General features: G+C 67.8%; 16 protein-coding genes, 1 tRNA gene and 1 pseudogene. 6 read left to right on the top strand and 12 right to left on the bottom strand.

What is annotated here, in order from left to right; translation table 11 throughout:
• The first annotated feature begins 98 nt into the window (after positions 1–98).
• Genes ACNR9W_RS06445 through ACNR9W_RS06425 form a run of 5 tightly spaced genes read left to right on the top strand, consistent with a single transcriptional unit; the run spans position 99 to position 4,630 of the window.
• Positions 99–752: an ABC transporter ATP-binding protein gene (locus ACNR9W_RS06445; RefSeq protein ID WP_419268027.1), complete on the top strand. Its 654-nt coding sequence runs from the start codon at positions 99–101 to the stop codon at positions 750–752.
• Positions 736–2,490 carry a capsule biosynthesis protein gene (locus ACNR9W_RS06440; protein WP_419268026.1) on the top strand — a complete coding sequence of 585 codons (1,755 nt, stop codon included), beginning with the start codon at positions 736–738 and terminating at the stop codon, positions 2,488–2,490. The genes ACNR9W_RS06445 and ACNR9W_RS06440 overlap by 17 nt, the downstream gene beginning before the upstream one ends.
• On the top strand, positions 2,487–3,329 hold the full coding sequence (gene kdsA / locus ACNR9W_RS06435; RefSeq protein ID WP_419268025.1) for a 3-deoxy-8-phosphooctulonate synthase: 843 nt from the start codon (positions 2,487–2,489) through the stop codon (positions 3,327–3,329). The genes ACNR9W_RS06440 and kdsA overlap by 4 nt, the downstream gene beginning before the upstream one ends.
• Complete coding sequence (locus tag ACNR9W_RS06430) at positions 3,326–4,309, top strand: mechanosensitive ion channel domain-containing protein (protein WP_419268024.1); 984 nt, start codon at positions 3,326–3,328, stop codon at positions 4,307–4,309. Before kdsA ends, ACNR9W_RS06430 begins: the two co-directional genes overlap by 4 nt.
• 27 nt (positions 4,310–4,336) lie before the next feature.
• A complete protein-coding gene (locus tag ACNR9W_RS06425; protein ID WP_419268023.1) occupies positions 4,337–4,630 on the top strand; it encodes a hypothetical protein in 294 nt (97 codons plus the stop codon).
• Here ACNR9W_RS06425 and ACNR9W_RS06420 read toward each other — a convergent pair.
• On the bottom strand, positions 4,627–5,802 hold the full coding sequence (locus ACNR9W_RS06420; RefSeq protein ID WP_419268022.1) for a BaiN/RdsA family NAD(P)/FAD-dependent oxidoreductase: 1,176 nt from the start codon (positions 5,800–5,802) through the stop codon (positions 4,627–4,629). The two genes, ACNR9W_RS06425 and ACNR9W_RS06420, sit on opposite strands and share 4 nt — an antisense overlap.
• Positions 5,803–5,896: 94 nt before the next feature.
• Between ACNR9W_RS06420 and ACNR9W_RS06415 the strand changes: the two genes are divergently transcribed.
• Positions 5,897–5,971 (top strand) — tRNA-Gln (locus ACNR9W_RS06415).
• Positions 5,972–6,107: 136 nt separating this feature from the next.
• On the opposite strand, the gene ACNR9W_RS06410 is transcribed toward ACNR9W_RS06415, so the two are convergent.
• From ACNR9W_RS06410 to gmk, 11 genes and pseudogenes are all read right to left on the bottom strand, one after another.
• On the bottom strand, positions 6,108–7,397 hold the full coding sequence (locus tag ACNR9W_RS06410; protein WP_419268021.1) for a PQQ-dependent sugar dehydrogenase: 1,290 nt from the start codon (positions 7,395–7,397) through the stop codon (positions 6,108–6,110).
• A gap of 107 nt (positions 7,398–7,504) precedes the next feature.
• Complete coding sequence (locus ACNR9W_RS06405) at positions 7,505–9,214, bottom strand: catalase (protein ID WP_419268020.1); 1,710 nt, start codon at positions 9,212–9,214, stop codon at positions 7,505–7,507.
• A 144-nt stretch (positions 9,215–9,358) separates the two neighbouring features.
• The gene (locus tag ACNR9W_RS06400) at positions 9,359–9,682 is read right to left on the bottom strand and encodes a 2Fe-2S iron-sulfur cluster-binding protein (protein WP_419268019.1); all 324 of its coding nucleotides are present in this window, start codon (positions 9,680–9,682) and stop codon (positions 9,359–9,361) included.
• A gap of 107 nt (positions 9,683–9,789) precedes the next feature.
• Positions 9,790–11,241 (bottom strand): Do family serine endopeptidase, encoded by a 1,452-nt coding sequence (locus ACNR9W_RS06395; protein WP_419268350.1) that lies wholly within the window; start codon positions 11,239–11,241, stop codon positions 9,790–9,792.
• A gap of 578 nt (positions 11,242–11,819) precedes the next feature.
• Positions 11,820–12,890, bottom strand: a pseudogene (gene hflC, locus ACNR9W_RS06390) (protease modulator HflC); the annotation flags it as partial.
• The gene (hflK, locus tag ACNR9W_RS06385) at positions 12,890–14,131 is read right to left on the bottom strand and encodes an FtsH protease activity modulator HflK (protein ID WP_419268018.1); all 1,242 of its coding nucleotides are present in this window, start codon (positions 14,129–14,131) and stop codon (positions 12,890–12,892) included. The gene hflK and the pseudogene hflC, both read right to left, overlap by 1 nt.
• A 122-nt stretch (positions 14,132–14,253) precedes the next feature.
• A complete protein-coding gene (gene gorA, locus ACNR9W_RS06380) occupies positions 14,254–15,639 on the bottom strand; it encodes a glutathione-disulfide reductase (RefSeq protein ID WP_419268017.1) in 1,386 nt (461 codons plus the stop codon).
• 4 nt (positions 15,640–15,643) lie between these two features.
• Positions 15,644–16,399, bottom strand: coding sequence for a ribose-5-phosphate isomerase RpiA (gene rpiA, locus ACNR9W_RS06375; RefSeq protein WP_419268016.1), 756 nt, complete (start codon positions 16,397–16,399; stop codon positions 15,644–15,646).
• Positions 16,400–16,490: 91 nt separating this feature from the next.
• Complete coding sequence (locus ACNR9W_RS06370; RefSeq protein WP_419268349.1) at positions 16,491–17,543, bottom strand: sensor histidine kinase; 1,053 nt, start codon at positions 17,541–17,543, stop codon at positions 16,491–16,493.
• Between the two features lie 58 nt (positions 17,544–17,601).
• Positions 17,602–18,123 carry a gamma carbonic anhydrase family protein gene (locus ACNR9W_RS06365; protein WP_419268015.1) on the bottom strand — a complete coding sequence of 174 codons (522 nt, stop codon included), beginning with the start codon at positions 18,121–18,123 and terminating at the stop codon, positions 17,602–17,604.
• Entirely contained in the window at positions 18,120–18,755 is a 636-nt protein-coding gene (gmk, locus tag ACNR9W_RS06360; RefSeq protein ID WP_419268348.1) for a guanylate kinase, read from the bottom strand. The genes ACNR9W_RS06365 and gmk overlap by 4 nt, the downstream gene beginning before the upstream one ends.
• Positions 18,756–18,799 lie beyond the last annotated feature (44 nt).

Raw genomic sequence — 18,799 nt, 5'->3', positions numbered from 1 at the left:
TGGACAGGCTGACCGGGTCGCAATATGGTCTGCAACTTGTAGGCGAGGCGCACCGCAGGACATGCCTTGCGTCCCCTTTCCTCCGGTAAAGCAACGCCATGCTCGAATTCGACAACGTCTCCAAGTCGTTCTGGACGGGCCGGCAGCACAAGATCATCCTGGACCAGGCCTCCTTCCGGGTTGAGCTGGGCCAGTCGCTTGGCATCCTTGCCCCCAACGGCACGGGCAAGACGACGCTGGTGAACATGATGTGCGGCCTGGAAAAGCCGGACGAGGGGCGCATCCGCCGCGACTGCCGCATCTCCTTTCCGCTCGGCTTCATGGGCGGCCTGGTGTCGCGCCATACCGGCAACGAGAATTCGCGCTATATCGCGCGCATCTACGGGCTGGACCCGGATTACGTCGCGGCCTTCACGCGCTGGCTCTGCGACATCCACGAATATTTCGACATGCCGGTCGGAACCTATTCCAGCGGCATGCGGCAGCGCTTTACCTTTTCGCTGCTGCTGGCGCTGGATTTCGACATCTACCTGATCGACGAAGGCATGCCCCAGACCACCGATGTGGAGTTCAACCGCAAGGCGGGGCGTGTGCTGTTCGACCGGCTGAAGACCGCGACCACGGTCATTGTGTCCCACCAGCCCAGCACGATCGAGAAGTTCTGCAACCGGGCCGCGATCCTGCGCGACGGCAAACTCTACATGTTCGAGACCTTGGACGAGGCGAAGCAATACTATGACTACACCTCCTAAAGCGCGCCGGTATCACGGCTCCGTCTCGGATTCCGTCAAGCCCGGTCCCGCGCGTCCTGTCACGCCCGACGACGGTCCCGCCGCACCGCCGCCGGCCGGCCCGGCCCCGGCGGTCCGGCTGGAGGTGACGCGCAAGACCCTGGGTCCCGCCGCGGCCGATGACGAAGAGGCCCGCCTGGCGCGGTTCATGGCGACCGAGCCGGTCGAGGACGGTTTCGAAGGCTTCGGCCTGAACAAGCCCGCAGAGGACCCGGTCGCACAGGATGCCGACCTGGACACCAGGTTGGCCGCGATCCGTGCCGAGAAGCTGACCGATCGGCAGCTGCGCATCGCCCGCCGCATCGCCAACCTGCACCAGATCAAGGTGTCTTCGGGCGAAGAGGCAGTGCTGCGCCTGCGCGAACGCGGGATCGACCCGTCCCATCGCGGCAGCGTCGGCACCATCCTGTCGTCCGAAGGCAGCCGCGCGCAATCCGCGCCTGCGCCCAATGCCCCGGCCATCCGCCCGACGGGCGTCCCGTCGATCGTGCCAGAGGCGCTGCCCGGCAAGCGTCCTGCCCTGCCCTCGCGCGAGGATCTGACCGAAGAAAAACGCGCGGCCGAGATCTATCGCATCCAGCGCGACCTGGCCCGCAGGCGGCGCCGGCGCATGATGATGCTGGCGGCGCGGTTGTTCCTGTTCGTGCTGCTGCCCACGCTGCTGGTCGGATGGTACTATGCCCGGATCGCGACGCCCCTTTATGCCACGATCTCGCAGTTCCAGATCCAGACGGCCGATGGCGGCCACGGCGGCGGCATCGGCGGTATCTTGGGCGGATCAGGGATGGGCGTGAACACCGATTCTGTCGCAGTCCAAAGCTATCTGACCTCGCGGGACGCGATGCTGCGGCTGGACCGCGACAAGGGCTTCAAGCGCGCCTATCAGGATCCTGCGGTCGATCCGGTCAAGCGGTTGGCGGCCGACGCCACGAACGAGGCCGCCTATTCGGTTTACAAGAATTCGGTCAAGATCGGCTATGACCCGACCGAGGGCATGCTGAACATGGAGGTGATCGCCCCCGACCCGGACCTGAGCCGGGAATTCTCGCTGGCGCTGATCTCCTATGCCGAGGAACAGGTTGATGCGCTGACCTCGCGCAAGCGTTCGGACCAGATGGCCGGCGCGATCGAGACATATCAGGATGCCGAGGCCAAGATGCTGGCAGCCCAGCAGCGCGTGCAGGACCTCCAGCAGCGGCTTGGCGTCCTTGACCCGGCGGCGGAAAGTTCGGTCGTGATGGGCCAGGTGTCGCAGCTTGAAGGGCAGCTGACCGAAAAGCAGCTGGAGCTGGGGCAGCTTCTGGCGAACCCCCAGCCTGTGCAGAGCCGCGTCTCGGCCGTGCGCGGCGACATCGCCCGCCTGCGCGAGATGATCGTCCAGACCCGCCTGCAGCTGACCGAGGACAGCAGCAGCCGCAGCTCGCTGGCCGCCATCGGCGGCGAATTGCGCGTGGCCGAGGCCGAACTGCTGACCCGGCAGGAGCTTCTCTCCGCCGCCGCGGCCCAGATGGAGACGGCAAGGATTGAAGCCAACAAGCAGGTCCGCTACCTGTCGCTGTCGGTTTCGCCCATCCCGCCGGACGAAGCGACATATCCCAAGGCCTTCCAGAACACGCTGGTGGCCTTCCTGCTGTTTTCGGCCATCTACCTGATGCTGTCGCTGACGGCCTCCATTCTTCGCGAACAGGTTTCGACATGACGCACCACAAACATATCCCCATCGGCCAGATCACCTGCGGCAACGACCTGCCGCTGACGGTCATCGCGGGCCCGTGCCAGCTGGAAAGCCTGGACCACGCGCTGATGATCGCCGAGACGATGGCCGGGGCCTGTGCGGATGCGGGGGCGCAGTTCGTGTTCAAAGCCAGCTATGACAAGGCCAACCGCACCTCGCTGTCGGGGCGCCGCGGCCTGGGCATCGACGAGGGGTTGCAGATCCTGGCCACCGTGCGCGAACGCTTTGGCTGCCCGGTCCTGACCGACATCCATGATGCCGAACAGGCGGTGCGCGCGGCCGAGGTCGTCGACGTCATCCAGATCCCTGCCTTCCTGTGCCGCCAGACCGACTTGCTGCTGGCAGCCGGCCGTACCGGTGCGGTCGTCAACATCAAGAAGGGCCAGTTCCTGGCGCCTTGGGACATGCCGAACGTGGCCGACAAGGTGGCGTCAACGGGCAATCACAACATCCTGCTGACGGAACGCGGCACCAGCTTTGGTTACAACACGCTGGTGGCGGACATGCGGGGCCTGCCGACGATGGCGCGGACCGGCTATCCAGTGATCATGGACGCGACCCATTCGGTCCAGCAGCCGGGCGGCCAGGGCGGTTCCTCGGGCGGGCAGCGGGAATTTGCACCGGTCATGGCCCGCGCGGCGGTGGCCCTGGGCGTCGCGGGCGTCTTCATCGAGACGCATCAGGACCCCGACACCGCGCCCTCGGACGGGCCCAACATGATCCCCCTGCACCAGATGCCGGCGCTGATCGCCTCGCTGATGCAGTTCGATGCCCTGGCCAAGGCGGATCCGCTGAACGCATGATCCGTGCGCTGCTGATCTGCGCGGCCCTGTGCCTGCCCTGGGCCGCGGCTGCGCAGCCGGCCGAGCCGCAGGGTCCGGCGCCGTCGGGGGTGATCTCGATCACCGACGACGGCGCGACCGACTTGGCCATTCTTAATCGCATTTCCAGCATCCTGGCCCAACTGCCTGATTTCGATGGACTGCGGGTCGGTGTCGATGCCGGTATCGTCACCCTGCGCGGCGAAGTGGCCGAGCAGGCCTCGGTCGACCGTCTCAAGACATTGATCGCCCGCATGGACGGCGTGGTCGCGATCGAGGATTCGGTGCGGCTGTCCACCGACCTGGCCACGCGCCTCGATTCGGTGCGCGAGCGGTTCCAGGCGCGCCTGACCCGGATGATAGCCGGGCTGCCCTTCCTGCTGCTGGGTCTGGCGGTGGGCGCCGTGATCGTCCTGGGCGGCGGCTGGCTGTCACGGCGGGAGGGGATCCTCTCCCGCCTGGCCCCGAACCCGTTCATCGCCGGTTTCCTGGCGCAGGCGATCCGCCTGGTCGCCTGGATCGTGGCGCTGGTGGTGGCGCTGGACCTGATGGGCGCGCGCGCCCTTCTGGGAACGCTTCTGGGGGCCGCCGGCATCTTCGGCCTGTCGCTGAGCTTTGCCGCCCGCGACACGATCGAAGGCGTCGTGGCCACCATGCTGCTGTCGCTGCGGCAGCCCTTCAACCCCAACGACCTGATCGAGGTGAACGGCTTGCGGGGCCGCGTGATCCGCCTGACCAGCCGCGGGACGACGCTGCTGACGCTGGACGGCAACCACATCCGCATCCCCAACCAGATCATCTACAAGGCGGTGCTGACAAACTATACCCGCAACCCCGAACGGCGCTTCATGGTCGATCTGGCGATCGACCCCGGCGCCGACCTGGGTCGCGCGCGCGACCTGGTGCTGAGGTCGCTGCGCGGCATGTCCTTTGTCCTCGACCGTCCGGAACCCGTCGCCTAGCTGGATGCCCAAGGGCCGGAGCATGTGGTGATCCGGGCCGGGGGATGGGTGTCGCAGGACGGGACAGACTTCGACCTGGCGCGGGGCGAGGCGTTCCGCCTTCTGCGCCATGCGCTGGATGCCAAGGGTTATCTTGTGCCCGAACCGGTGCATCGCCTCCGCCTGGAACAGCCCGAGGCCGAAGCCGCCGCCCCGCCCCGTCCGCTGCGTCCTGCCGATCACCGGCTGACCGATCCCGCACCGGATGCGGCCTTCGAGGCGATGGTGGAACGCGAACGCGTGCCGGACGGGCGCGACCTGCTGACGCCCGGCGCGCGCTAGGCCGCCCGCCCCGCCGCATCGGCCGAGGCCCAGGCCCACTGGAAGTTGTAGCCCCCCAGCCAACCGGTCACATCCACGCATTCCCCGATGAAGAACAGCCCCGGCACCTGCCTCGCCTGCAGGGACTTGGCGTCCAGATCCCGGGTGTCGATGCCGCCCAATGTCACCTCGGCCGTCCGGTACCCTTCGGTCCCGACCGGCCGCAGACGCCAGCCGTTCACGCGCCGGCCCAGTGCCTCCAGCTGCTTGTTGGGCTGGTCCGCCAGACGGGCGCCGGCCAGGCCCATCTCCCCACCGACAGCCTGGGCCAGCCGCTCGGGCAGGAACTGCGCCAAGGCCGTGGCGACGGCGACGCGTCCGTTCCTGCCGCGCGCCTCCTTCAGCGCTGACGCGATATCCAGATCGGGTGCCAGGTCGATCTGCAACTCCTCTCCGGGCTGCCAGAAGCTGGAGATCTGCAGGATGACCGGCCCGCTCAGCCCGCGATGCGTGAACAGCAGCGCATCCCGGAACTGTCCACCGCCATGGGCAATCCGGGCTTCGACCGACAGACCCGCCAAGGGGCGGCACAGGGCCAAGTCCTGTTCGGCAAAGGTCAGCGGCACAAGGGCCGGCCGCTGATCCACCAGGCGCAGGCCGAACTGGCGCGCGATGTCATAGGCCAGCCCCGTGGCGCCGATCTTGGGGATCGACTTGCCGCCAGTGGCCACCACAAGGCGATTGGTCCGGATCATGCCGGCGCTGGTCCGCAGGGTGAAGCTCCCGCCCTCCTGCGCCACCGACACGACCTGCGTCGCCAGCCGCAGTTCGGCACCCTGCATGCGCTCCAGCAGCATATCGGTGATCTGGGTGGCCTTGCCGTCGCAAAACAACTGTCCCTGCGTCTTTTCGTGCCAGCTGATCCCCGCCCGGTCGACCAGGTCCACAAAAGCTGTCGGTCGATAGCGCGCCAGCGCGCTGGCCGCAAAGCGCGGATTGGCCGACAGGAACCGCTCGGGCCCCGTCGCCAGATTCGTGAAGTTGCACCGCCCCCCGCCCGAGATGCGAATCTTTTCCGCCGGCTTTTCGGCATGATCCAGCACCAGCACGCGCCGCCCCTGCCCCATGGCAGAGCCCGCGCAGAACAGTCCGGCCGCGCCGGCACCCAATATCACAAGGTCAAAATGCTCCATGCGGGCGGGATAGCGGTCGCGCGACAAAGGAGCAAGATTTCTCGAATTTTCGACTTGCACCCCCCGGAAGCCTTGGGTATTCACCCTCCACAGTTGGGGCGTGGCCAAGTGGTAAGGCATCGGTTTTTGGTACCGTGTACCGTAGGTTCGAATCCTACCGCCCCAGCCAAAATCTTCTAGTCCATTGATCTTGTGAGCTGTTCCCGCGACGGAGCACAGCCTCATCCCGTATGGGTCAGACAGCCATGGATTGCTCAGGCGGTGGCACCGGGCGCTCATACGCCCGGAACCGGTTTGGCCCGTGCTCAGGCGCCGCTGACCCGCCAGATGATGTCGCCCACGTCGTCCGCCATCAGCAGGGATTTGCGGTCCGGGCCGACGGTGACGCCGACCGGCCGTCCATAGGCGACCTTTTCGTCATCCGACAGGAACCCCCACAGGATGTCGCGCGGCGGCCCTGAGGGACGACCGTTCTGGAAGGGCACGAAGATCAGCTTGTAGCCGCTGAGGGTGGACCTGTTCCAGGACCCGTGCTGGCCGATCACCATGCCTTCGGGAAACCCGGGCAGTGTCCCTTCGGGCATCCAGCAGAGACCCAGGGACGCCGTATGCCCGCCCAAGGCGTAATCCGGCGTAATGGCCCGCGCCACCAGCGCGGGGTCCTGTTCGACCCGGTCGTCCACCGTCTGGCCCCAATAGCAATAGGGCCAGCCATAGAACCCGCCTTCCTTCACCGAGGTCAGGTAGTCGGGCGGCGTCTCGTCGCCCAGCCCGTCGCGTTCGTTCACCACCGTCCATAGGACGCCCGTCGCTGGCTCCCAAGCCATGCCGACCGCATTGCGCAGGCCCGAGGCGAAGATGCGCGCCTTGCTAGTGGCCAGTTCCAGCTCCCAGATGGCAGCGCGCCCCTCCTCGGCCTCCATGCCCTTGTCGCCGATGTTGCTCAACGATCCGACGCCGGCATAGATGCGCGTGCCGTCAGGCGACACGATCAGGCTGCGGGTCCAGTGACCGCCCGGCTTGAACCCCACCAGCTTGTGGCCGGCCCCCGTCAGGCGCGTCGCCCCTTCCTGATAGGGAAAGGCCACGATGCCGTCCGTGTTGCCGACATAAAAAGTACCCTCCACCAAGGCCATGCCAAAGGGCTGGTTCTGCCCCTGCAGAAAGATCTCGCGCGTTTCGGCCACACCGTCGCCGTCCCTGTCCCGCCACAGGGTAATGCGGTTGGCGCTGGCCCCGATGGCCTTAGCGCGCCGCATCGTGGCCTGGGCGGCGCGGTCCATCAGGGTGCGCGGGGGTGCCGGCTGCTCCTTGGCCTCAGACACCAGCACGTCCCCGTTGGGCAGGACCTCGATCCAGCGCGGATGCTCCAGGCCCGAGGCGAAGGCATTGACCTTCAGCCCGGGTGCAGCGGTGGGAACATGCCCCGGCTCCCAGCCTTTGGCAGTGGGCATCTTCAGAGTCATGATGCCCTGCTTTTTCGCCTTGGGGATGGTGGGGCTCTGCCCCACGGCCTGCGTTCCGGGCGCCCCGAAGCGGCGCAGCGCCACCATTGTGCCCCCCACGACGGCGGTCGCTCGTGCCAGAAGATCCATTCGATTTCCTTCGCGTTCCTTTGCCCGCAGCTTAGTGCGGGACGGGCCGGCGTCAAACGGCCAGCCTGCCGCCACCGCCCTAAGTCGGACGGTGGGGGCGCTGAGGGTCACTCGGCCGCGGCGCGATGCGTCTCGGGCAGTGATCCCGCCAGAACCTCCTCGGCGGTGGCCTGCCGGTTCTGGACCGAACTGGTCCACTGGCCCCAGGCGGTCGGGTCGATGGCGTCGCCGTTTGATCCGAGATTCGCGAGCCGGCGTTGATCCTCCTCGGTCAGGACCTGGTTCGGCAGCGGCTTCATGTCACGGACATCCGCCATAGACAGCCCGATCGCCTCGCCCACGCGGCGACCATAGTCGTCGTGCACCATCGCCAGGTGCCAGACCATGCGCTCCTGCACGTCGCGATCGCATTGGGACAGCATCTCGCCCATGGTCTTGATCAGGTCGTCACGCTCCCAGTCCATCATGGTGCAGAAACGCCCGCGGGCCTGGACATAGTCGTTGCGGCGTTCCAGCACGCTGCGGGTCAGCTGGCCGCTGATCACGGGCGGGTTGTCCGGCTGCCGCTCCGCCTCCTTCAACCCGTTGTGGATCGAGGGTTCGTAATTGACCGAAGGGTTCTGCCCCGGCGCCCTGTCGCGATAGAAGGACATCTGGCCGCCCGACTGGTGCGTCGCCACCGCCGCGCCCTTGGGCTGGTTCACCGGCAGCTGCAGATAGTTCGGCCCCACGCGATAGCGCTGCGTGTCGGAATAGGAAAACGTCCGCCCGACCAGCATCTTGTCGTCCGAGAAATCCAGCCCGTCGACCAGCACGCCGGTGCCCATCGCGATCTGCTCGTTTTCGTTGAAGAAATCCTCGACATTGCGGTTCAGCGTCATCGTGCCAACGTGGCGCAGCGGGAAATCCTTTTCCGGCCAGATCTTGGTGTCGTCCAAGGGGTCCCAGTCCAGTTCGGGATGCTCGTGATCCTCCATGATCTGAACATACATGTCCCACTGGGGAAAGTTGCCCATCTCGATCGCGGTGAACAGGTCCTTCGACGCCGACCCCAGGTCCTGCCCCTGCACCTTGGCGGCCTCCTCGCCGGTCAGGCTGGCCACGCCCTGACGCGGGTGGAAGTGGTACTTGACCAGCACCGTCTCACCCGCCGCGTTCACCATCTTGTAGGTGTTGACGCCGAACCCCTCCATGTGGCGATAGCTGGCCGGGATGCCGCGCGGGCTGAACAGATGCGTCAGCATGTGCATCGCCTCGGGTGTCTGGCTCATGAAGTCGAAGATGCGGTTCGGTTCCTGCCTGAAGGTCACCGGGTCGGGCTTCAGCGAATGGATCACGTCCGGAAACTTGATCGCGTCCCGGATGAAGAAGACGGCCAGGTTGTTGCCGACCAGGTCCCAGTTGCCGTCCTCGGTATAGAACTTGACGGCAAAGCCGCGCGGGTCGCGGGCGGTCTCGGAACTGTCGCGCCCGCCGATGACGGTGGAAAAGCGGATCGCCAGCGGCGTCTTCTTGCCCTTGTCCTGGAACAGCTTGGCGCGGGTATAGGTGCTGGCGGGTTCATCGCCGATCATGCCGCTGGCCTCGAATTCGCCATAGCAGACGAAACCACGGGCGTGAACGACCCGCTCGGGAATGCGCTCACGGTCGAAATGCGAAATCTTTTCGAGAAACTGATAGTTTTCCAGCGTCGCCGGGCCGCGCGGACCCACGGTGCGCTGCGACTGGTTGTTCGACACCGGATGGCCCTGCCGGTTCGTCAGGACCTGATCGTCACGCGCCGCCGGGCGCATCGCGTCGTCGTTGCGGTCTGTCATCGTGCTGCTCTCTCGATTGGTGGCAACCAATCCAAGAGATGCCGAGACGAAGAGTTCCCGTTTGGGCGGACAAATCGGCCTGCCGCGCGCAGATGTCGCGATCCGGCAGGCCGTGCCGCAATGCGGCGTCACGCGCCGCCGGGGTCAGATCTGCCGTTCGGGCATCTGCACGACCAAGCCATCCAGCACGTCAGTGACCTTGATCTGGCAGGTCAAGCGCGAGCGTTCGGGATCGGGCTGATAGGCGAAATCCAGCATGTCCTCTTCCATCGGATCGCGCGGCGGCAGCCGGTCCAGCCATTCGGAGGCAACATAGACATGGCAGGTCGAACAGGCGCAGGCGCCGCCGCAGTCCGCGTCGATGCCGGGAATGCCGTTGTCGCGCGCACCTTCCATGACGGTCATGCCGGGGCGGACCTCGACCTCGTGCCGGGTGCCGTTGTGTTCGATATAGGTAATCTTCGCCATCTTCGCTCGTTCCCTTGGTTCCCGCCGGAGTTAGGCGATCACCGTCCATTTGAAAAGGGGCAGCCCCGAAGGACCGCCCCCTGCAGCAGCGTCACTTGGTCAGGCGATCATTCCGCCGGGGCTTCCTCGGCGGCGCCGTCGTCAGCGGGCATGTCCTCGGCAGGCATGTCCTCGGCCGCCGCCTCATCGGCCTCCAGCGACAGCGCCACGAACAGCGGCTCGCCGGCGCGGCGGATCAGCATCAGGACAGACCGGCGACCGGCCTCGCGGGCCTCCTCGACGCGCGCCTCCAGCTCGGCGACCGAGGCCACCGGCTGCTGGTTCACCTCGGTGATGATATCGCCTGCCGCCAGGCCCTTCTCGGCCGCCGGACCTTCGGCATCGACGCCCGTGATCGCCAGGCCCCGCGCATCGCGCGGCGCGCCCAGTTCGGCGGCCATTTCCGGCGTCAGCGCGGTGACCGACATGCCCAGGATGTCGCTCTCGGTCGGCTCGTCCGAGGTGTCGGGCCCGGTCGCGCCACCCTGCGCCGTCTCGCGCCGGCCCAGGGTCACGCTCAGCGTTTCGGGCTCTCCGTCGCGCATCACCACGACCTCGACCGCCTCGCCGGCCGGCGCCTCGGCCACGCGCCGCACCAGCCCGCGCGTATCCTCGACCTCGGAGCCCGCAAAGCTGGTGATGACGTCGCCCGTCTGCAGGCCGGCATCACGGGCCGGACCTTCGGGCACGTCGGTGATCATGGCGCCGCCGCTCACCGACAGGCCCAGCGCCTCGGACATCTCGGGCGTCACGTCCTGGATCATCACGCCCAGCCAGCCGCGGCGCGTTTCGCCGAATTCCTGCAGCTGCGCGACCACCTGGGACACCACATTCGACGCCATCGAAAAGCCGATCCCGATCGAGCCGCCATTCGGCGACAGGATCGCGGTGTTCACGCCGATCACCTCGCCGTTCAGGTCGAACAGCGGGCCGCCCGAGTTGCCGCGGTTGATCGCCGCGTCGGTCTGCAGATAGTCGTCATAGGTTCCCGACAGTTCGCGGTTCCGGGCCGAAACGATCCCGGAACTGGCCGAAAAGCCCTGTCCCAGCGGGTTGCCCAAGGCCAGGACCCAGTCCCCCACGCGGGCGCTGTCGCTGTCGCCGAAGCTGACGAAGGGGATCGGGTCGCTGCTTTCCACCTTCAGCAGGGCCACGTCGGTGTTCGGATCCGTGCCCACGACCGTGGCCGGCAGCGTCTGGCCGGAATAGAACTCGATCTCGATCTGGTCGGCGCCTTCGATGACGTGATTGTTCGTGACGATATAGCCGTCGGCCGAGATCACGAAGCCCGAGCCGAGGGCGTTCGACCGCTGCGGCATGCGGCGCTGCTGCGGCCCGCCCTCGGGACCGCCGGGGCCGCCGGGAAAGCCGAAATCGCGAAACAGGTCGGAGAACGGGCTGCCTTCCGGGAAGGCGGGACCGCGCTGGCCCATCGTCGGCTGCGACACGATCGAGGTCGTGGTGATGTTCACGACGGCCGGCGACACCTTTTCGGCCAGATCGGCAAAGCTGCCCGGCATCACCTGCGCGGTTTCGGTCACGCCGGCATCCTTGCCCAGGGGCTGGTTGTTCTTGGCGGCGTCCTGCGCCTCCTGGCTCACCTGCGGCGAGACATCGTCATTGGCGGGATCGACCACTTGCTGCGCGCCGGCATAGCCAAGTCCGACCGCGATGGACAAGGCGGAAGCGGTCAGAAGATGGCGAGGGAAAAGCGGTTTCATGAGGGTCCTCATCTGTCGAAGGCAGCGGAGCGGGCCATCCGTCGGGCTGCCAGGGGAACTAGAACGCCATGTAAGGTTCCGTTGCAAGGAAACCACACCTCGCTGCTTTGAACAGATCGTGAGTTTCATTGCAGAACGGGCGGAGGTTGCCCCCCGCCCGCCATGAATCAGTTGCCTTGTGCCGGCGCTTCGGTCGGCTCCGGGGGCTGCGCCCCGGAACCCGTCTCGGGGGCCATCGGCTCGACAGACGGTTCCGCGGGCGCCTCGGCCGGGGCCTCCGGTGCAGGCTCTGCCGCGGCATCGGGCGCCTCTGCCGGCGCGGCCTCGACCTCATCCTCGATCGTGGCATCAGGGGACAGGATCTCGGACTGCTGCTGCGGCGGCGCGGTCAGGTTCTCGGGCAGCGGCGTCAGACGCACGCCCGCGGCCTCGCCAAGGCGGTTGCCCTCGCGATCGGTCACCTCGGGGGTCACCAGCTCTTCCTCCGGCTCGGATGCCGCGGCGGGCTGCTGCATCTGCGCGGCCGAATTGCCCGGCGCCACCGGCGTGGCGGCAGGATTGGCACGGCTTGCCCCGTCATCCGACAGATAGGTGAAGAATTCACCGTTCGGCTGAATCACGATCGAGCTGTTGTCGCCCCGCAGCGCCCGCTGATAGGAGGTCAACGAGCGGGTAAAGGCAAAGAACTCGGGGTCGCGGCCATAGGCGTCGGCATAGATCGCGTTGCGCTGCGCATCGGCCTCGCCGCGGGCGATCTCGGCCCGGCGCCGGGCTTCCGAGGTCAACTCGACCACGGTCCGATCGGCTGCGGCACGGACCCGCTGCGCGGCCTCGTTGCCGCGGGCGATCTCGTCGGCGGCCTCCCGCTCGCGCTCGGCCCGCATCCGGCCATAGGTGGCGTTCAGGTTCTGCTCGGGCAGGTCGGTGCGGGTCAGGCGGACGTCGATGATCTCGATGCCCAAGCCGCCCGAGTTCTTGCGCGCCTCGTCCCGGATCTGGTTCATCAGCGCGGTCCGGTCGTCCGACAGCACGTTGGTCGAAGGCACGGTACCCAGCACCTCGCGGATCGCGTTGCGCACGATGGGCTCCAGACGCGTCTGCGCACCCTGGACACCGGCGGTGCCGACGGCCTGGCGGAAGCGGACCGGGTCGGTGATGCGCCAGCGCGCGAAGGCGTCGACGACCAGACGCCGATCGTCCAGCGGCGTGACCTCCAGCGGGCTGGTGGGCAGGCCCAGGATGCGGCCGTCGTATTTCACGACATTGTCGACCAGCGGCAGCTTGAAGCCCAGGCCAGGCGTCTCCTGCACGTCGACGACACGTCCAAGACGCAGCACCAGCGCCTTTTCGCGCTCGTCCACGATGAACAGGGCGGATGCGACCAGCACGACGATCGCGATCAGGGCGGGAATGGCCAAGGCGGTCAGGGTCTGTCTGCGGGCAGCCATCAGTTCGTCCCTCCGCTGGTGGTGGTGGCGTTCGGGCGCGGGGCGCCGGTCGGTGCGGCTCCGGTTCCGCCGCGCAACTGGTCAAGCGGCAAATAGGGCACGACGCCCGATCCCTCGTTCATGCCTTCGCCGATGATGATCTTGTTCACGTCGCCCAGCACCTGCTCCATCGTCTCCAGATACATGCGGCGGCGGGTCACCTCGGGCGCGTTCACGTATTCCTCGTAGATCGAGTTGAAACGCGCGGCCTCACCGGCGGCGGTGTTGACCGCCTCGGCGCGGTACCCCTCGGCCTGTTCCAGTGCCTGCGCGGCGTCACCGCGGGCTTGGGCCAGAACGCGGTTCGCATAGGCGTCGGCCTCCTTTTCAAGCCGGTCGCGCTCCTGCTGGGCGGCCTGCACCTCGCGGAAACTGTCGATCACCTCGCCCGGCGGGTCGGCGCGGTCCAGGTTGACGCGGATGACATTGATCCCGGACTGATAGGCGTCCAGCGTCGACTGCACGGCCTCTTGCAGGTCATTGGCAATGGCGCCGCGATCGCGGTTCAGGATCGGCGCCAGTTCGCTGCGCGCGATGATGTCGCGCATGGCCGATTCGGACACGGCGCGGATCGTGTCCGCAGGATCGGCCAGGTTGAACAGATAGCTTTGGGGATCGCGGATGTTCCAGACCACCTGGTATTCCATATCCACGATGTTCTGGTCGCGGGTCAGCATCAGCCCGCTGTCCATCGGCCCGGCGCGCCCTGTGCCGATCTCGGTCACGCGTTCGTTGGTCACCGGGACCACCTCGGCGGTGACGAAAGGCCAGGGAGCAAAGTTCAGCCCCTCGGTTCCCACGGCCACGGCCCGGCCGAACAGGAATTCCACCGACTGCTCGTTCGTCTGCACCCGATAGAAGCTGGCAAAGGCCCAGAGCGCGACGGCCGCAAGACCCGCCACCGCCACGGTGGAACGGTTCAGGCCAAAATTCGGACCGACGGGACCACGGCCGCCGCCGCCCCCGCTGCCGGTCCCGCCATTGCCGCGTCCGCCCATCAGGACGCGCAGACGCTCCTGCCCCTTCTTCATCAGGTCCTCGATCTCGGGGCGTTGGGGATCGCCACCGGGACCGGGACGGCGCGGGCCGTTGGGGGGCTGCTGGTCCCCCCAAGGGCGGCCCGCCGGGCGCTTGTCGCCATCCTTGTCGTCCCGGCCGCCGTTTCCTCCGCCGCCTCCGCCCCAGGGGCCCTGATTTGCCATCCGATCGACCTTCTTTCGTTGGGAATTCCGTTACTTGAAAACTGGGGCGCGGGGGTGAAATGTCAACCCTGCGCGCCCGGCTTCGGTGCGACCCGGCGACGCGCCCGCCGGGGCTCGGGCCGTCAGGCCGGGGCCGTCAGACGCTCGTGCCGGCGCGACGGGTTGCGCATCGTCACCAGCTCTTCGGCGGCAGTGGGATGGACGGCGATGGTCGCGTCGAACTGCGCCTTGGTCGCGCCCATGCCGATCGGGATCGCCGCCAGCTGGATCATCTCTCCTGCCTCCGGGCCAAAGATGTGGCATCCCAGCACCTTGTCGGTCTCGGGATCGACCAGCAGCTTCATCATGACCTTGGCATCGCTGCCCGCGAACATGGAGCGCATCGGCCGGAACACGGTCGAATAGACATCGACCGGGCCACGCGCCCTGGCCTCTTCCTCGGTCAGGCCCACCGTCGCCAGCTCGTGCGGCCGCAGATAGACGGCACTGGCCACGATCGAGTGATCGACCTTGCGCGCCCTGCCGCCAAAGACCGTGTCGACAAAGCTGTGCCCCTCGCGGATCGCCACCGGCGTCAGGTTCACCCGGTCGGTGACGTCCCCCACGGCAAAGATTGACGGCACGCTGGTCTGCGACCAGTCATCCACCTCGATCGCGCCATTGGGCTTCAGCCGGACCTCGGTGTTCTCCAACCCCAGGCCGCGGGTATAGGGATCGCGGCCCGTCGCGAACAGCACCGCGTCAAAGCGGTCGCTGCTGCCGTCGTCAAAGCTGGCCTCGACCTCCTCGCCCTGCCGCTCCAGCCGCGTGGGCGTCAGGCCAAGGCGCAGGTCCACGCCCACCTGGCTCAGCTGCAGGGTGGCCAGGTCGCGCGCCTCGCGGTCAAAGCCGCGCAGCACCGCATCCCCGCGATAGGCCTGGACCGTGTCCACGCCCAGGCCCGCCAGGATCGTGGCGAATTCGCAGGCAATGAAGCCGCCGCCGACCAGCAGCGCGCGACGCGGCAGCTTGTCCATCAGGAACAGGTCATCCGACACCATCGCCAGTTCCTCGCCGGGGATGCCGATGCGCGCGGGACGGCCGCCGGTGGCGATCAGGATGTGGCGGGCGGTCTTGCGGGTGCCGTCGGCCAGCTCGACCGTGTGATGGTCGGCCAGGATGGCGCGCTGGTCGTGCATCTCGACGCCCGCGCGCTGCAGGCCCGCGCGATAGATCAGCTCCAGCCGCGTCAGCTCGGCATCCAGCTTTTCGCGGAACACCTCCCAGTCGAAGGCGCCGGCCTGGGCGTCGCTCCAGCCATAGCCGCGCATCTCCTCGGCCATCAGGCCGGCCTGCGAGGCAAAGATCATCAGCTTCTTGGGCACGCAGCCGCGGATGACGCAGGTGCCGCCCATGCGGCTTTCCTCGGCCAGTCCCACCTTCGCGCCATATTCGCCGGCCGCGATCCGGGCAGCCCGGACGCCGCCGGACCCGCCGCCGATCACGAAGAGATCATAGTCAAAGCTCACCGGTTCATTCTCCTTCATGGGCCAGCATGTCGGCATCGATATCGGCATCGCGGGCCAGTTCGACCACCGTCCCGTCCTCGCGGCCGATGATGGCCAGGTCGCACATGCCCAGGAACAGGCCGTGCTCGACCACGCCCGGGATCGCCGACAGCGCGCGGGCCAGCGCGACGGGATCGGGGATCTGCATCAGGTGCAGGTCCAGGATGAAATTGCCCTCGTCCGTGATCACCGGGTCGCTGCCATTCAGGCGCTGCAGCACGTCGCGCCCTCCCAGCTCCAGCGCCTCCAGCGCACGGCGGATCAGCTTGCGCGTCGTCTCGAAGCCGAAGGCCAGGACCTCGACCGGCAGCGGGAAGGCCCCCAGGGTCTCGACCACCTTGCCGGGATCGGCGATCACCACCATCCGGTCGCTTGCGGCGGCGACGATCTTTTCGCGCAGATGCGCGGCCCCGCCCCCCTTGATCAGGTGCAGCTGCGGGTCGACCTCGTCGGCGCCGTCGATGGTCAGGTCCAGCCAGCCGATCTCGTCCAGCGTCTCGATCCGCAGCCCCAGGCTTTCGGCCAGTTCGGCAGTGGCGCGGGAGGTCGCGGCGCAACGCAGGTTCAGCCCCTCGGCCTGCGCCCGCGCGGCCAGCTCGCGCACCATGATGCTGGCGGTCGACCCCGTGCCCAGGCCCAGCTTCATCCCGTCCTCGACCAATGCGATGGCGGCCCTTGCGGCGGCCAGCTTGGCCGGATCGACCTGCGACGATTGCGACATGCCCCTATCCCTTCCTGACGACATGGCGCGCTTATAGGCCATGGCTCCGCCAAGGGCGAGAGGGCTGCGACACTGCAGCCCCGGCACGGTCTCAGCCCCGTGACAGGCGTTCCGGCAGGATGACGGTGAAACGGCTGCCCTCGCCCATGCGGCTCTCGATCCGCAGGCGCCCGCGGTGCCGGCTGACGATGTGCTTGACGATGGCCAGCCCCAGCCCGGTCCCGCCCTGCGCCCGCGACCGGTGCGTGTCGACCCGATAGAAACGTTCGGTCAGCCGCGGCAGGTGCTGTTCCTCGATCCCCTCGCCCCGATCCTCGACGGTGACGGCCCAGGCCGGGCCCCGCAGCATCGGCTCATGCGCCAGACGCGCCATCGACACGCGCAGCATCCCGCCCGAGCCGCCGTATTTCAGCGCGTTCTCGATCAGGTTCTGGAACACCTGGGTCAGCTGGTCGGCATCCCCGGGCAGGCGCAGGGGCTGGTCCAGCCCACTGGTCTCGATCACGACCCCGGCGCTCTGGGCGCGCGGCGCAAGGATCGTCAGCACGCCCTGCAGCAGGCCCGGCAGGTCCACGTCGCCGGACGGACGCCGCCGTTCTTCGGACTGCACGCGGCTCAGCGACAGCAGCTCGCTGATCAGCCGGTTCATCCGCGCGGCCTCGCGTTCCATGATGTCCAGAAAGCGGTCGCGCGCCCGGGCGTCGTCGCGGGCCGGACCGCGCAGCGTCTCGATGAAACCGATCATGGCGGTCAAGGGGGTCTTCAACTCATGGCTGACATTGGCGACGAAATCGCGGCGCATCTGTTCGGCCTCCTCGGCGACCGAGCGGTCCAGCAGCGCGATCGTGGCGCCCGGCCCGAAGGGCGAGGGCAAAGGCGCCACCGTCACCTCGGCCAGCACATCGCGCCCGTCGGCGGCGAATTGCGCCCGCAGCGTCACCACCCCGTTTGGCGGGGTCGGCAGCGCGGGATCGGGCACGGGCGCGGGTCCCGCCTCGGGGTCCAGCATCCGGTCCACGGCCTCCACGATGGCCGGGTGGCGCAGCACCGTGACGAAGGGCCGGTCCAGCAGGTCGGAACCCAGCAGGGCACCCGCCAAGCCGTTGGCGGCAATCACCCGGGCCTCGCGGTCCACGGCCAGCATGGGCACCGGCACCCCGTCCAGCAGTCCCGTCAGCCGCCGCCCCGCACCCAGCACGCGATCAGCCCGCCGCTGCCAGGCCGGCGCGGAACCGTGCCGCATTGGCCCGATATCGCGCAGCCGAGGCGCGCAGCTCCTGTTGGGCGGCCTGATCCAGCATGCGGATCACCTTGCCGGGGGCGCCCATCACCAGCGCACCGGGCGGGATCTCCTTGCCCTCGGCGATCAGGGCGCCGGCGCCGATCAGCGCCCCCGCCCCGATGACGGCGCCGTTCAGGATCGTCGCGCCCATGCCCACCAGCGCCCCGTCGCCGATGCGGCAGCCGTGCAGGATCGCGCGGTGGCCGATGGTGCAATCGGCGCCGATCTCCAGCGGATAGCCCATGTCCGTGTGCAGGCAGCACAGGTCCTGGACATTGCTGCCGCGCCCCACGCGGATCATTTCGTTGTCGCCGCGCAGCACCGCCCCGAACCAGACCGAGGCCCCCTCCTCCAGCCGGACGCGGCCCATCAGCTGCGCATCGGGCGCGACCCAAGCATCCTGCGCCAGGTCCGGGGCGATGCCGTCCAGCGACCAGATCATCGCACTTCCTCTTCGGCCATCAGCTGCTTGACGAAGGCGCCCAATCCCGCCTGCCGGTCCCGGCGCAGGCGTTCGGCGGTCAGGATGGCCCGCAGGCGTGCCTCGGTCTCGTCCAGATCGTCATTGACCAGGACATAGTCATATTCTGCCCAGTGGCTGATCTCGGACCGGCTTTTCAGCATGCGGCCGGCGATGACCACGTCGCTGTCCTGGCCCCGTCCCCGCAGCCGCCGCTCCAGTTCGGGCAGCGAGGGGGGCAGCACGAAGATCGAGACGACATGACCGCCAAGGGCCGAGGCGCGGATCTGCTGCCCGCCCTGCCAGTCGACGTCGAACAGCGTGTCGCGCCCGTCCCGCATCGCGGTTTCGACCGGCGCGCGCGGGCTGCCATAGAAATTTCCGAAAACCTCTGCATGTTCCAGCATCTGGTCCTCGGCCACCATGCGGCGAAATTCGTCCGCCGAAGTGAAATAGTAATCGACCCCGTCGACCTCGCCCGGCCGGGGCGCGCGGGTCGTGGCCGAGACCGAAAAGCGCAGGCTGGGGTCCCATTGCATCAGGCGCCGGGCCAGCGTCGATTTTCCGGCACCCGACGGCGACGACAGGATGACCATCAAGCCGGTGCGGTTCATCATCTTCTATCCCTTGCCCGTCCAGATCCTGCGTCGGGATGCCC

The organism is Paracoccus sp. T5, assembly GCF_048538155.2.
In the GTDB taxonomy this organism is placed as follows: Bacteria; Pseudomonadota; Alphaproteobacteria; order Rhodobacterales; family Rhodobacteraceae; genus Paracoccus.
Note: the sequence above shows the minus strand (reverse complement) of the source record. Positions and strands in the feature narration are given on the sequence as shown.